The sequence below is a fragment of the Gorillibacterium sp. sgz306347 genome (assembly GCF_059735245.1).
Genome location: NZ_JCAPET010000001.1, coordinates 83,616 through 98,534, shown reverse-complemented (window position 1 = coordinate 98,534; position 14,919 = coordinate 83,616). Strand labels below are relative to the sequence as shown.

Here is a 14,919-nt window from a genome sequence, read left to right as displayed (position 1 = left end):
CCGTCAGCCCTCCTTTCCGGCCGCGGCTTCCCGCATGCCCTCTGCGAGCTCCGCCGTGCGCGGGTGCCGCCGCCCTTGCTCTCCGGACAAATCGCGGTCCGCCTGGCCTTCTTCCCCTTCCGCCCCGCCGCTTTCCGCAAGCAGGTCCATAAAAAGGGAGACCAGCTCCGGCTCCGGCTGTGCGCCTTTGGTCTGATGGGCGTAAAAGCGGCGGAACAGCTCGTCGACCGGCAGCGCCTCGCCCGCCTCCAGCCGGCTCTCGGCTTCCCGCTCCGGGAACACCGGGCGGATGTTCACGATGCCGCCGTGCAGCTTGCGCAGGTTCTGAATCTGCTCCATCGACAGCGTGTCGTCGAGGTGCAGGGTCAAATCGACCCATGCCCGCGTGTCCTTCCCTTCGTCGCACCAGCGGTACACCTCGCCGATGCCGCCCGTCGCCTTCCAGCGGACCAGCGGAATGCCGCAGGTCAAATAAAGCTCCCGGATGTCGGCCGGCTTGCCCGGCTCGATGTCGGCGATGACCACCGATTTGGTTTGCCCGGCCTCCGAAAAGCTGTACGCGAGCGGTGAGCCGGAATAGCGGATCGGCGACGGGGCGCGAAGCTGCTGCGGCCGGTGCAGATGGCCGAGCGCCACATATTGCGCGCCCGCGCACAGCGCATCGGTGTCGACCGCATACGCCGCGCCGAGCTGATGGATGGGACGCTCCGAATCGCTGGTGTCCCCGCCGAACACAAACAGGTGGCTCATGATCAGATTCACCGTGTCCTCCGCAAAGCCTGCGCACTGCCGGGCCACGATCTTTTTGATCCGCTCCGCATACGCGGACTGGAGTTTGGCTTCGTCCGCCTCTTCGGAAATCATATCCTTCAACCGGGATTCGGAAGGATACGGCAGCGCGAACAGCTTGGCGCGCTCGCCGGTCCGGGCGATGCCGATGTCGATCAGCCTCGGCTCGGGATACCCGACCAGGTGAATGTTGTATTTCCCGGCCAGCGGCGAAGCGGCCGCAAGCCGTTCCGGGTTGTCGTGATTCCCGGCGATGACCGCCACCGGGCGGGCGTGGCCGTCCGCCAGACGAGCCAAGCCGTCAAAAAACAGCTTTTCCGCCGCGGACGGCGGGTTGACCGTATCGTACACGTCGCCGGCGACCAGCACCAGATCGACCGCTTCCTCGCGGACAATCCGCACCAGCTCGTCCATGAACGCCTCCTGCTCGGCAAGCCGGCTGCGCCCTTCGAGCGAACGGCCGAAATGCCAGTCGGCGGTATGCAAAATCCTCATAAAATCCTCCCCGAAAAACCGGCTGCGCCGGCGTTCATGTCCACCGTAACCGAGCCGTCGAAAAAGTAAACGAACGTACCGTCCAGCTTCCGCTTCCAGATTTGTTCCACGGCGCGGGCGTACAGGGCCAGCTGGGGCCGGTAGCGCTCCGCGCGTTCCTCCGCCGAACGGAAGCTCAAGTCATCGGTTTTGTAGTCGAGCAAAATCAATCCTTCGGCATCTTCAAACAAGCAGTCGATAACGCCCTGCACTAGAACGGGCTCCTTGCCGTCGGACTCGTTCAGGCCCCGGTAAATTTCTCCCGCGGACAGCCTTAGCGTAAACGGCACCTCCCGCCAGATTTGGCCCGCGGCCAGCAAACGTCGCCCGATCGGCGTCGAGAAGAACGCCGCAATCCGGGCCGGCTCGACCGCTTCGCTCTGCTCGGGCGTCAGAAGCCGCAGCTCCGTCATCCGGCGGACGGTTTCTTCGACCTCCGCCAGATCCAGTCCGGGACGGAGGCTGAGCCGCTGCATGACGGCATGCAGGACCGTTCCCCGTTCGGCGGCGGTCAGGCGGCGGGTTTCCGCAAACCGCGGCCGGCGGAAAGCGGTCCGGGCAAAGCCCTTGGTCCCCGGAACGGCATGAATGGCCTCTCCTTCGCCGGGCTCCGCCCCGAGATTGCGCATCGGGGCGTTGCGCTCGGCCAGCCGCTTGATTTCCGTTACGCTCGTTTTGGTCATGATCCGCGCCGCGTCGGGGTGCGGATAGGTCCAGGACAGCCGGTGCTCCACCAGCGCCCGGAGCCCCGCTTCCGAGGCCGTGTGGAGCACCGGCTTCAGCTCAAGCAGCGCGTTCAGGCGGTAATCGCTGTCCGGCACGGCGGCCGTTTCCGCTTCGTCCTCCCGCACCGCAAAATCGGACGCGGGCCGGACCGTCATCCGCCAGCTGGAGCCGTCCCGCTCCCCGGAGGTACGGTCCTCCGCTGCCGCCGCGCCTTCCCCGGCCAGCCGGCGGAGCGGCTCCGCATCGGGATGCCGGTAAACGGCCGGCCCGATCCAGTCGAGAAAGCTGCCCGCTCCGGCCAGCTCGTAATCGGGAAGCGGACCTTCGGCCGCATGCGACGCGAGCGACCAGCGGGACAGCTGCTTGGCGGGCTGCTTGAGGGTTCCGACGAGCACCAGCTTTTCCCGGGCGCGCGTCAGGGCGACGTAGAGCACCCGCATTTCCTCGGCGAGCAGCTCCATCCGGAGACGGCGGCGAATGGCCAGCGCCGCCACAGTCGGATAGGAAATGCGCAGCTCCTGGTCGACGTAACGGGGACCAAAGCCCAAGTCCTTGTGGATCAGAAAAGCGCCGTTCAGGTCCATCCGGTTAAACGGACGCGCAAGCCCGGCGGCAAACACAACCGGGAATTCCAGCCCCTTGCTCTTGTGGATGGTCATAATGCGCACCACATTTTCCTGTTCGCCGAGCGCTTTGGCGCCGCCGAGATCGCCCCCGCTTTCCCTCATGCGGGAAATAAACCGGAGGAAACGGAACAGCCCGCGAAACGAGGTCGCCTCGTACTGCCGCGCCCGGTCGTAGAGCGCCCGCAGGTTGGCCTGCCGTTCGGTTCCGGCGGACAAGCCGCCGACAAAGTCGTAATAGCCGGTGTCCTTGTAAATCGTCCGGATCAGTTCGGCCACCGGAACGCTCCGCGCCTCCTCCCGCCATTTCGCGAGCAGGCCGAGAAACCGGCGCACTTTGTTCTGCGCCGCTTCCAGCGCCGGCCGCTCCGCTTCCGGGAACGAGGCGTCGTCGCTGTCGGCAAAGGCCAAAACTGCGTCGTAATACCGTCCCGCTTTTCGCGAAAGACGAATGCGGGCCAGTTCCTCCGCGTTTAATCCGACGGCGGGCGAACGCAGCGCCCCCGCCAGGGGAATGTCCTGATACGGGTTGTCCGTCACCTTGAGAAGCGACATGACGTTCTCGACCTCGACAGCCTCGAAATACCCGGTTTTCGTTTCCGCGTATACGGGTACGCCCTGTTTCTTCAACTCCTCGGCGATAATCGCGCCCCAGCTTTGGGTGGAGCGGAGCAGAATCACGATGTCCCGGTAGGTCGCCGGACGCGGCGGCACGCCGCCTTTGCCGGACACGAGGAACGGGCGGCCCCCGTCCGCTCCGACCAGCTGCCGGATGCGCTCTGCGATCAGCCTCGCTTCCAGCTTGGCCGTTTCCTCCTCCAGCCGCTCCTCGGCCGGCTCCGCTGCGTCGTCCTGCCCGGACTCCCGGGCGGTCTCCCCGCCGGCCGCCGCCGCGATCGCTTCGTCTCTCGCCGCCGCAGCCTCACGCCAGGCGGTCTCCATGTCCTCCGCTTCCGGAGTCCGCTGCGCCGCCGCGCTTTTGTCGATCAGGGCGAGCTCGACCGACAGGTCCTGCTCCGTTTCGGGATAAGAAGCCCCGTACACCAGCTCCGCGCTTTCGTCGTAGCGGATTTCGCCGACCGCCTCCTCCATCACCTTCCGGAACACAAGGTTGACCCCTTCGGTTACCTGGCGGCGGCTGCGGAAGTTCCGGGCCAGATCGATCCGAAGGCCGCCTTCCTTCGCCTGCTTGCGGTAGCTTTTGTATTTGGCCAGAAAGAGCCCGGGCTCCGCGAGCCGAAACCGGTAGATGCTCTGCTTGACGTCCCCGACCATAAACCGGTTGCCTTCGCCGGGCCGGGCGATCAGCCCGACAATGGCTTCCTGTACGCGGTTGGTGTCCTGGTACTCGTCCAGCAGCACCTCTTCGAAGCGCTCCCTGTATTCGAGCGCGGCATCCGAGGGAATCAGAGACCCGTCCGACTCCAATCCGCCGGACAAGATGGCGAGCGCATAATGCTCCAGGTCGGAAAAGTCGACCAGGCCCCGGTCGCGTTTGGCCGCGCCGAAACGGTCGGCGAATGCCAGCACAAGCTCGACCAGCGCATGCATGGCCGGCGCGGTCCGCCGCAGCTCCTCCAGGTACGCGGCGGTGTCGCGCTCGAACAGCTCCGTCCGCAGCTTCTCGACCGCTTTCTTGGCTGCATTGCGCAGCTCCTGCGCCGCCGTTTGCAGCTCCTTCTCGTACTGGTCGCCCCGGCACGCTTTCAGCCTGCCGAAAACCGGCTCCTGAAACGCCCGGTGCAGCCTGTCCCATTCCCCGCCGCAAAGCTCCGCAAGGAGGTCCAGTTTGTCGAGCTCGTCCGTCAGGTTTTCCCGGTAAGGAGCCGGGCCGCCCGGGAGCTCCGTCACCCGCAGCGCTTCGCGCAGCAGACCTGCCGCTCCGCCTAGCTCCAGCCGCACGTCGGCGCGCAGGGGCGCCAGCCACGCTTCCAGAGCCTCTCCGCTCGACTCCCCGTCAAAGCGTCCCGCCATTTCCCGCAGCCAACCGGCCGGAGAAGGATGGCTGAGCGACGCCTCGTACAGCGTCAGCACGAGCCGGAACAGCTCGCTGTCTCCCTTTTCGCCGCCGTAGCCGTCCGCCAGCTTCCAAAAGCCGCCGCCCTCCTCGGAGGCTGCGTAATAATCGTCCACCAGCTTTTCCAGAAGCTCCTGCTTCATCAGCTCGGCTTCGGTTTCGTTGGCGATACGGAAGCCCGGGTCCAGGCCGACGCCGCGCCCGTGGCTGCGGATCACCTCCAGGCAGAAGGAGTGAAGCGTCGTGATCGCCGCCCGCGGAAGCAGCGCCAGCTGCGCGCGAAGGTGGCGCGAGTCGGGCCGTTCCTCCAGCTTATTCTCCAGCGCCATGCGGATGCGCTCGCGCATTTCCGAGGCCGCCGCGTTCGTAAAGGTGGCGACGAGCAGGCGGTCGACGTCCAGCGGATTGTCCTCGTCGGCGATTTTGCGGATGATCCGTTCCACGAGCACGGCGGTTTTTCCGGACCCGGCGGCGGCGGCGACCAGAATGTTGCGGCCTCCGGCCGCAATCGCCTCCCACTGCTCGTCGGTCCATGCCGCACCGTCCGGCTTGGGGCTAATGCCCCGTTTGGTATCCGTCACTTCGCGTCTCCTCCTTTCTCTTCCGGTTCGCGTGTCCCGGCTTGTTCTTCCTCGTCCGTACCGCCAATGGACGGAGCGGCTTCTTTTGCGGCGGCTTCCCCTTTGGCCGATCTGCCTTCCGGCTCCGGCTTCATGCGCGCGGAAGGCGGAATGTACCGTTTTGCTTTCAGGTCCGGTTCCGTTGCCGCATCCGATCCGAGCACGGACTCCCGTTTGCCGGCCGGGTCCGGTCCGCCGGTCACTTCCCGGCTTTCCGACGCCGCCGCTGCCTCGCTTCCCGCCATCGACTGCCAGACGCCGTCGGCCTGCAGGCTGGGAAAGCTGCGGTACTCCGCGCCGGGCAGGTTCGGGTCAAACTGGCAGACCGGCCGGTAGGAGCAGAAGGTGCAGGCGAGCTTCTTGTCCTGCCGGTAGGGCTGAATGTCCGCGGCGCCCGTCATAATCCCTTCCCCGATGCCGCGCACCGTCCTGCGGACGTGCGAGCGCATCAGGTCCCATTGGCCGGCGGAAGCGACGGACGAGCCTTTGCGGAAGCCGCCGTCCTTCTTGATGCCGACCGGAATAATGTCGGAGACTCCCGTTTCGTTCTTCAGCTTCGCGTCCATCAGCCCGATCGCTTCCATGTCGGCGAGAAGCAGCCCCTTCATTTTGAACCGCCGGCGCAGCTCGGCTTCCGCCGCCGCCGCATCCAGCCCGTTCGGAAGGGAAAGAAGCGGGTTGTGCACATGAAAATAAAGCACCCCGGCCGGCTGGGCCGGCTGGCCCAGCCATCGCTCCGAGTGAGTGAGCACAACGTCCAGATAGGTCAGCATCTGGAGAGACAAGCCGTTGTACAGGTCGGACAGCTCCAGATTGTGCGGGCTTGATTTGTAATCGATGACGCGCAGGAACATGCCCTTCTCGCCTTCCGCGCGGTCCACCCGGTCGATCCGGCCGGCCACTTCCATGCGCGCGCCGCCGGACAGCGGGAAAGAGAGCGCCGGAAGCTGCTGCCCCGGTCCGAAGCCGAGCTCCAGCGCGACCGGGTAAAAGCCGTTGCCGCGCGCATGCTCGGCCACAACCGCCGAAGCCCGCGCGACGATGTCCTTCAGCTTGCGGGCGATGTAGCGGTAGCGGTTCGAGCTGAGCAGGATTTCGCCCTGCAGCCTCGGCGTGATCCGGTCGGCGGCCGAAAGGGCGCTCTGCCGGACCAGCTCCGCCGGCAGCGATTGCCAGTCCGCTCCCGCCGACAGCAGCTCGCGCGCGACCTGGGACAGCGCCGCATGGAACAGCTGGCCGATGTCCGGCGCTTCCAGGCGGAACAGCTTCCGGTCCTCCAGGCGAAGGCCGTGCGAGGCGAAATGGTGGAACGGACAGGCCGTGAACCGTTCCATCCGCGATACGCTCGCCCGGAGCGTCTCCCCGTACAGCAGCCTGGCGGTAGCGGGTACGATCCGCTCGCCCGGAATGCCGTACGTCAGCGATCGGCCCAGCGAAAGCAGCTGCGGCGCCCACTCCGGACGGGCGGCGAACCAGTTGTACACGTCCCACCAGACGCCAGGGATGGCTTCGCCGTTCAGGTAATCGCGCAGCCGGCTGCCGAGGTCGGCAATCGCCCGCTCCCCGTGCGTCAGGTAATCGGCGGTTTCCTCCGCGTCCGCGCCCGCCGGCGGGCCGGCTTCCAGCACCCGTTCGGCCTCTTTCGCCCAAGGGAACATCAAGCCGAGCTGCCGGACAACCTCGGAAGGAAGCATCGCCTTGCCCTCGTCGTCGGCCAGCGAATAGCTTACCCAAAGCGCGCGGGAGGGCGAACAGAGATTGGCATACAGGAGCAGCTGCTCGTCCAGCAGCTTCCTTCTCGCCCCGCCGGGCAGCTCAAGGCCCGTCTCCTCCAGACGCAGCCTCTCCGCGTCCGTCAGCACGCCGTCCTCCTGGGGCTTCGCAGGCAGGATGCCTTCGTTAGCGCCGAGGATAAAGGTGTAGCTTTTTTGGCTGGTGCGCGTGCGGTCCATCGAGCCGATCAGCACTTGATCGAGCGCGGGCGGAACCAGGGCGAGGCACAGGTCCTCCAGCCCCGCGTCCACCAGACGGGCGAACCGTTCCGGTTCGATTTCCTCCTCTCCCAGCACCTCGGTCAGCTGGTCGATCAGGTCGATCACGCTGTCCCAGATTTGCGCCAGCTCGCGCGCCTTTTCCGGGTCCCGTTCCATTTCCGCATCGGCCTGCCGCTGCAAGCGTTCGGGCACGCCGCACCGCTCCAGCAGCGCATAGAGCGCCGCCGCCATGTCGAGCACCGTTTTCGCCCGCTTCATGTCGCGCTCGAACCCGCCGAGGATGCCGACAATCCGGCCCCGGGCGGCGAGAATGGCGCGCTGCCGCTCCAGCTCTTCTTCTCCGAAGGCACGTGCGGCGGGACGATCGGCTTCCTCCAGCTCGTCAAGCGGCGCAGGAGGCGCGAATTCCCATGCTTTTCCGTCTTTCCAGCGGCCGCCCTGGATGCCTCTCTCCAGCACATGGTTTTCGAGCAGGTCCATGCTCCGCCGGGTCAAACCGGCTTCGCCGTCCGCATTCGGCTCATGCGCGGAAGCGTCCGCCTGCTCCTGCGCTTCGCCTTCGGCGGCCAAAGGCAGGAGCAAATCCGTTTTGACGCAGCGAAAAACGGCTTCATAAGGCCAATCGCGGCTCACGATCTCCAGCGAAGAGCGGATGAATTCCACCAGCGGATGATGCAGCACGGGACGTTTGCGATCCAGGAAGTGCGGGATCTGAAAATCCGAAAAAACCTGCTCCAGAAGATCCGCGTAATCCCCCAGGCTGCGAACCCGGACGGACATGTCGCGATAACGGCAGCCTTCGTCGCGGACGAGACGGACGATTTCCCGGGCGCAGCCCTCCGCTTCGGCACGCCGGTTGACGGCCGCCGCAAGCACGATGCCGCCGTCGGGTTCTCCGGCGTACACCGCGCGCCGGGCGGCGCTCCGGCTCTCGAACCGGCGCTCCAGATGGGCGAGAGACGGCGTTTGACGGAAGCGAAGCGGCCCGCCGCCGTCGAGCAGCGTCGGCTCGTCCAGCTCCGCCCCGAGCGCGAGCGCGCGTTCGGACAGCCCCGACATGGCACGCGCCGTCGAATGGAACAGCTCGTATTCGTCGGGCCGTTCCCCCGGGCGGTAAGGCCGGTTCAGGCACAGCGCGACATGCACCTCGCGGCAGTGGGCGGACAGCTGCGCAAGCACCTCTCTCTCCTGCGGCGTAAAGCCGAAAAAGCCGTCTACCCACACCCTCGCAGCCTTCAGCCAATCCAGCCGCCGCACGCCCTCCGCCAGCCGGTCGAGAAAGGTTTCACTGTCCAGGTATTTCCCGGCCAGCTCCCGTTCATAATCGCCGTAAAGCAGCTGCAGCTCCGCAAGCTTTTCCTCCAAATGCCCCGTCCCGTTCGCTTCCGTCCGTCCGGTTTGGACCGGCGCGTGCGCTTGCAGCGCCGAGGCGGGCAGCCCGTTTTGGCGCAGTTCTTTAAAAAGCCCGTTCAAGGAGGATGCGACGCCCAGTCTCCCGTCCGCCTGGCGGAATACGGCCAAACGTTCTTCGTGCTTATCGATCAGACGCTGCAAAAGCATCGTTTTGCCCAAATCGTTAATCGGTACGGCGGCGGTGTTTCCGATCTCCTGCATGCCCTTCCAGGCCAGCCGCGGAAAACTGAACACCTGGGCGCGGATAAACCCGGCCGACCCGCTTCTTGCCGCAAGCGCCTGCTCATACTGAAAGGTCGCCTGCTCCGGCACGATCATCAGAAGCGGAGCTCCCGCCGGTTCCTCGTCCAACAGCCGGTTAATGGCGTCCAGGCAATAGCCGGTTTTCCCGCTGCCGGCCCGTCCGATCACAAAATGCAGTCCCAAAACGGCCCCTCCTCCAAAAATGCATCTCTATATATTCTAGCATAATCTCCGTTTCGTCTCTCCCGAATGCCGTCTGCCGGCATCAAGCGCCCTTCAAAAGATAATAGACCTTTCTGCGTAAAAATGGAACAAGCGTTCGGTCGGCGGCGGATAAAAAACCGGCCTGCCCGAAGGCAAACCGGTATTCGGTTGTTCGATTCGGAGACGCCTATTTGCTTCGCACCTCAAACACGGCAAACTTCAAGTAATTTCCTTCGTCGACACCCAGAAGCCGGGGATGGTCCTTCCCGGCCGCGCGGAATTCCACCAGCCGGAGCGTTTTGCCCGCGTCCCGGGCGGCTTCCGCGATCGTCTCCAGAAACAGGTCCGGGCTCACATGATAGCTGCAGCTGGCGGTAACCAGATACCCGCCTTCGTTTACCAGCTTCATGCCTTGCAGGTTAATGTCCTTGTAGCCCCGGCAGGCGCCGGCAACGGCGCCCCGGGTTTTGGCGAACGCGGGCGGGTCCAGAATGACGACGTCCCAGGTGCGTCCTCCCGGCGCGAGCGGTTTGGAGGTATCGACCTTTTTCCCGCCCGCCGCCGCGCGCGCCTTGCGGTCGTCCAGCCCCTGAACCTGCGCGCGCAGGTATTCAAATGCGTCGGCGACGACAAACTCCACCCGCTCGGCAAAGCCGTTCAGCTCCGCATTGCGCTTCGCGCTTTCGATGGCATGCTCGGAAACGTCCAGGCAGGTGATCTTTTTGGCTCCGTACTTGCAGGCGTGCAGCGTAAAGCTTCCGGTGTGGGCGAAGCATTCCAGAACGGTGGCTCCGTCCCAATAAGGAAAGGTCACTTCCTTGCCCCCGGCATTGACCGGGACGCGAACCGTCCCTTCTTCCGTCTGCCGCTCTTCCACGCGAATGCCGCTCCGCGCTCCCCAGCCCTTCATCAGCGGCTCGATGGAAGCCCGGTTTTCCCGCTGGTCGAAGAAATACCCCGTTTTTTGCCCGCCGATCACATCCACCTCGATCTGCAAGCCGTTCTCGGTGATCCGCACCCGCTCCGGCACCGTACCGTACAGCACGCCGACCTTCGGCTCCAGCCCTTCCAGCTGCCGGACGGAGACGTCGCTGCGCTCGTAGATCCCTTCGGGGGCGAAAACCTCCGCCAGCGCGGCCACAATCTCCGCCCTGCGCCGGTCCATGCCGAGCGTCAGAATCTGTACGACGAGCACGCCGGCGAACTTGTCCACGATCAGCCCCGGCAGAAAATCCGCTTCGCCGTACACCATCCGGCATGCATCCGCATCCGGCAGAAAACGCCGGCGGTGCTCCAGACAGCGGGCAAACCGCGAGGCAAAAAAGGCCTGGTCCATTTCCGGCTGCCCGGTGTAGTCGATCACGCGCACCCGGATGCGGGATTGCGGGTTGTAATAGCCGGCCGCCAGAAAACGGCCCAGATGATTGTAAACCGGGACGACGTCGCCCGGCTCTGCCGTTCCTTCCACCCGCTCGATTTCATTCTCAAAAATCCACGGGTGCCCTTCTTCCAGTCTTTTTTTGCGGGCCCGCTGCAAATAGATTCCGTTCATGGCTTCGCTCCTATCATGGGGATGGCGTTCTGATCATATAGTGTACAAACCCGGGTTGTCCGGCCGAAGGAGGGACCTTCCGTCCGATGCTCCAGCACCTGATTGTGCCGATTTTGGCAGGATTCGCTTTGTTTATGTTCGGTATGAAAACGATGGAATATGCCTTGAACCGGGCTGCCGGTCCGCGGCTGCCGGTTTGGCTGGGCCGGTTTACCCGGACGCCCGCCCGCGGCATGCTCACGTCCTCGGCATTGACGGCCGTGCTGCAGAGCAGCACGGCCGTCACGGTCATTTCCATCGGACTTGTCAACGCCGGACTGATGAAATTCTCGCAAACGCTCGGGGTCGTTCTCGGCACGAACATCGGGACGTGCCTGACCACCGAACTGCTTGGCCTGGAGCTGGGCCGGGTCGCGCTGCCGCTCCTGTTCTTCTCTTCGGCCGCCGCCGTGGCGGGTCTGCTCCTGGACGGCCGCGTACGCCACGCGCAAACGGTCGGGTTCGCCTCCGCCGCCTCCGCCGGATTCGCCTGCGTCCTGCTCGGCATGGGCGTCATGCAGGGCATCGCGCCGGAGCTGGAGGCCCGCGGCCTGCTCGATTGGCTGGTGCGCCAGTCGCAGGAAAGCCGGCTGTGGGGCATTCTCGCAGGCGCGGTTGTCAGCGCGCTGATTCACAGCAGCGCCGCCGCCATTGCGATGACCATGAGCCTTGCCGCCGCCGGCGTCTTCCCGCCGGAGCTGGGCATTGCCGTCATTCTCGGCGCCAACGTCGGCACCTGCATCACCGCGCTTATCGCCAGTATCGGCGGAAGCCGGTACGGCGCTTACGTCGCCTGGTTTCACACGCTGCTCAACATCGGCGGCGCCGCGTTGTTCTACCCGCTCGTTCCGCTTCTGGCGGACTTGGTGGCCGGCATGAGCTTCGATCCGGCCGCCCAGATGGCCCGCGCCCAAACCATTTTCAACGTGGCCTGTTCGCTTGCCGCCCTCCCGCTTTGCTATCTGCCCGTCCTCCGCAAGCGGACGGCGGACTAGTCCCGTTCGGTCCGAAAAACAGCTTTCGGCCAGACGGCTCTAGCCGCCGCCGGCCGAAAGTTCGACTTCTTATAGCTTAAACTGATCGAGCTCCTGACGCAACCCGGCCGCCAGCTCCTGCAGAGCCTGGGCGGAATGGGCCACTTCTTCCATGGTCGCCATTTCCTCCTCGGACATGGCGGCCGCACCATGAACGCCGGTGGACGCCTGGCGGGCGCTGCCGGAGATGTCCTCGACCGAAGCGGCGACCTCCTCGGTGCTGGCCGACATCCGCTCCGTGAAGGCGGACATCTCCTGCATCCGTTCGGTGACGCTGCGCGCGCTTTCCGCAATCAGGCGGAACGACTCGCTCGCCCGCTCCACCCGTTTGAAGCCTTCGGCGAATTCTTTTTCCCCTTGCATCATCGAAGTGTTGGCGCTGCCGGCCGCTTCCAGCACTTCCGCAACGAGCCCGCTGATCCGCTTGGCCGATTCTTCCGTTTGCCCCGAGAGCTTGCGGATCTCTTCCGCTACCACGGAAAAGCCGCGTCCGTACTCCCCGGCCCGGGCCGCTTCGATCGCCGCGTTCAGCGACAGCAGGTTCGTTTGCGAGGCGATTTCGCCGATAACGCTGGCGATCTGCTCGATTTCCTCGGACATCCGGTTCAAATGCCGGATCGATTCGGAGGTTTGGGACACCGTCACCGAAATAACCTCCATCTGCTTCACGGCGGATTCGACGGACAAAATGCCCGCTTCCGCGCGTTCCGACATGTTGTTCGACTCGCTGTAAACCGATCCGGCCGCCGAAGCGACCCCCTGGACACCGTTTGCCAGCTCGGAAACCGCATTTGCCCCGTCCTCCGCTATCCGGGCCTGGTTGTCCGACGTGGAGGACAGCATGTTCAGCGATTCCGTTATCTCCGCGGTGACCGCCTTCGCTTCCTCCGCGCTGACGGCCAGCTGGCTCGAAGCCTTGTCCACTTCTTCTGCGGCCAGATCGACTTTTCCGATCAGGGAACGCAGGCTCTGCACCATCACATTCACCGAGGCGGCCACTTCTCCGATTTCGTCCTTCGCCTTCACGTGCAGCGGCTCGCCGCGAAGATCGCCCGCCGCGATGCGGTTGGTAAGCGCGCTGACTTTCGAAAGGAGGCGGATGAGGCGGCCCGTAAAGAAGTAGGCGGCCAGCAGAAGCGCAACGACCAGGGCGATGCCGATCATAATCAGGTTGGAGATGAAGCGGGCGGAGAGCTTGTCCGAATCCGCCGTGGATACGGCGAACATGATCGCGCCGACCGTCGTGCCGTCTCCGGATTGAAGAGGAGCCGTAAACGAATAGTAACGCTGGCCGCCGATTGTGTTGTAATCGGCGAGGGTTTCGCCGTTCAGCAGCGTGTTCTTGGCGACTTTCTCCTGCACCTTTGAGCCGACCGCGCGCTCACCGTTCTCCTCAATATTGGTGGCCACAACCGTCTCGTCCTGCGTGATGGAAATCCGGATGCCGTCGTTGCCAAGCCGCGGAACGAGATTGTCGATCATGGCGTTGTTTCCGTTCATCGGCTGCTCGCCTTTGAACAGCTTTCCTTCCGCCACCCGCCATTCTCCCGGGTTTTTCTCTTCCAACAGTTCCATGCCGGTCTTAAAGCTGGTTTCCACGAATTGCTTCAGCTGCGATTCCGTGGCTTGTTTCATTTCCAGGGCGGAGTACACCGCCGTCGCCGCATTCCCGGCCACGATGACGATGCCCAGCATTAAAAGCAGTTTAAACTTCAGACCGAACTTCATTTCCGCTTCCTCCCGAATGGATGATCGGGCCGCCGATCTCTCTTTCGTACGAAGCTTTTTTTCTCTGTACGGGCGGCCCTTGCAAAAAATTTCCGTTAAATACTAATTATTTTACTAAACCTGAGGCTTTTTGCCTACTACATATTGCGTGAAATTGTGAATATTTTCGACAAAATTCATCCAATTGTTAAGCAAAAAGACCAAAAATAACGGTCCTGGCCGCCAAAATGAAAAAACGCGCCCCGGAAAGGCGAAAAAGCCCTTCCGGAGCGCGGTGCGCGCTTCCGCCGTTTAATAATCCGATTCGGCTTGCAGTCCGCGCAGGATCGCCACGCCCGAGCTTGTGCCGAGGCGGGTTGCCCCCGCTTCAATCATCCGGACGGCCGTTTCCAGGTCGCGGATGCCGCCGGAGGCCTTCACTTCCACACCGGCGGAAACGGCATTCCGCATCAGCCGGACATCCTCGGCCGTGGCGCCGCCCGGACCGAAGCCCGTGGAGGTTTTGACAAACTTGGCTCCTGCCGCTTCGGAGATTTTGCAGGCCGTGACCTTTTGCTCGTCGTTCAAAAAGCCGGTTTCCAGAATCACCTTGACGATCGCCTGGCCGTGCACGGCCTGGACCACCTCGCGGATATCGCCTTCCACGTATTTCAGATTGCCCTCCAGCAGCTGGCCGATCGGCAGCACCATGTCGATTTCCTTGGCGCCCCCGGCCGCGGCGACCGCCGCTTCAAAGGCCTTGACCGGCGTATGGTTCGCCCCGAGCGGAAAACCGACGACGGCCGCAATGTTCACGTCCGACTGCCCGAGCATATCCGCGCAGAAGTTAACCCATTTGCCGTTCACGCAAACGCTGCGAAATTTGTTTGCAATGGCCTCAAAGCAAAGCTTCTCGATCGCTGCTTCTCCTGCGTCCGGCTTCAGCAGCGTATGGTCGATCCAGGATGCGATGGTCAGGTTGTCGTAATTCATAGCCAGCTTCCCTCCACTTTCAATTCTTTGAATGCCCGGCGGAGCACCTCGTCGTTGTTGCCGTAGCCGGACTGTTTTTGCAGCGTCCAGGCTTCTTCGGGCGTATACCAGCCGACCTCCGCGATTTCCTCGATCTGCACCTTGTCCGAGCCGCCCGCGGCCTCCACCAGATAGTAATGCACTTCTTTATCGGAATGGTGGACGGTGTCCTCGTAGGAGATCACGGCGAGCGGGCGGATAATGCGGCCGACCGTTCCCGTCTCCTCCTCGATCTCGCGGAGCGCCGCCTGCTCCACCGTTTCGCCGTCCTCCAGCTTGCCTTTCGCAAGTGTGATTTTGCCGAAGCGGTCCTGAATGAGCTGGATTTCCCAGCCCTCCGCTCCGTCCGCCTGTTTGCGGCACACGACTCCTCCTGCGGAGATAACTTTCAT

At 63.9% G+C, this 14,919-nt stretch carries 8 protein-coding genes; 1 reads left to right on the top strand and 7 read right to left on the bottom strand.

Going from position 1 to position 14,919, the window contains the following annotated elements:
* Window positions 1-3: 3 nt before the first annotated feature.
* The 4 genes from AC6I6H_RS00400 to AC6I6H_RS00385 all read right to left on the bottom strand — a co-directional run bounded on the left by AC6I6H_RS00400 (window position 4) and on the right by AC6I6H_RS00385 (window position 10,715).
* Window positions 4-1,284, bottom strand: a complete 1,281-nt coding sequence (locus AC6I6H_RS00400; protein WP_497949255.1) for an exonuclease SbcCD subunit D — start codon at window positions 1,282-1,284, stop codon at window positions 4-6.
* The gene (locus AC6I6H_RS00395) at window positions 1,281-5,270 is read right to left on the bottom strand and encodes a UvrD-helicase domain-containing protein (protein ID WP_497949253.1); all 3,990 of its coding nucleotides are present in this window, start codon (window positions 5,268-5,270) and stop codon (window positions 1,281-1,283) included. The genes AC6I6H_RS00400 and AC6I6H_RS00395 overlap by 4 nt, the downstream gene beginning before the upstream one ends.
* Window positions 5,267-9,142 (bottom strand): helicase-exonuclease AddAB subunit AddB, encoded by a 3,876-nt coding sequence (gene addB / locus AC6I6H_RS00390; RefSeq protein WP_497949250.1) that lies wholly within the window; start codon window positions 9,140-9,142, stop codon window positions 5,267-5,269. The genes AC6I6H_RS00395 and addB overlap by 4 nt, the downstream gene beginning before the upstream one ends.
* A 208-nt stretch (window positions 9,143-9,350) precedes the next feature.
* Complete coding sequence (locus AC6I6H_RS00385) at window positions 9,351-10,715, bottom strand: class I SAM-dependent rRNA methyltransferase (protein ID WP_497949248.1); 1,365 nt, start codon at window positions 10,713-10,715, stop codon at window positions 9,351-9,353.
* Between the two features lie 86 nt (window positions 10,716-10,801).
* Here AC6I6H_RS00385 and AC6I6H_RS00380 point away from each other — a divergent pair, with 86 nt between their 5' ends.
* On the top strand, window positions 10,802-11,749 hold the full coding sequence (locus tag AC6I6H_RS00380) for a Na/Pi cotransporter family protein (protein WP_497949246.1): 948 nt from the start codon (window positions 10,802-10,804) through the stop codon (window positions 11,747-11,749).
* Window positions 11,750-11,818: 69 nt separating this feature from the next.
* Here AC6I6H_RS00380 and AC6I6H_RS00375 read toward each other — a convergent pair whose 3' ends face one another.
* From AC6I6H_RS00375 to AC6I6H_RS00365, 3 genes are all read right to left on the bottom strand, one after another.
* Window positions 11,819-13,516, bottom strand: a complete 1,698-nt coding sequence (locus AC6I6H_RS00375) for a methyl-accepting chemotaxis protein (protein WP_497949244.1) — start codon at window positions 13,514-13,516, stop codon at window positions 11,819-11,821.
* A 291-nt stretch (window positions 13,517-13,807) separates the two neighbouring features.
* Window positions 13,808-14,488, bottom strand: coding sequence for a deoxyribose-phosphate aldolase (gene deoC / locus AC6I6H_RS00370; protein ID WP_497949242.1), 681 nt, complete (start codon window positions 14,486-14,488; stop codon window positions 13,808-13,810).
* On the bottom strand, window positions 14,485-14,919 hold the full coding sequence (locus tag AC6I6H_RS00365; RefSeq protein ID WP_497949240.1) for an NUDIX hydrolase: 435 nt from the start codon (window positions 14,917-14,919) through the stop codon (window positions 14,485-14,487). The genes deoC and AC6I6H_RS00365 overlap by 4 nt, the downstream gene beginning before the upstream one ends.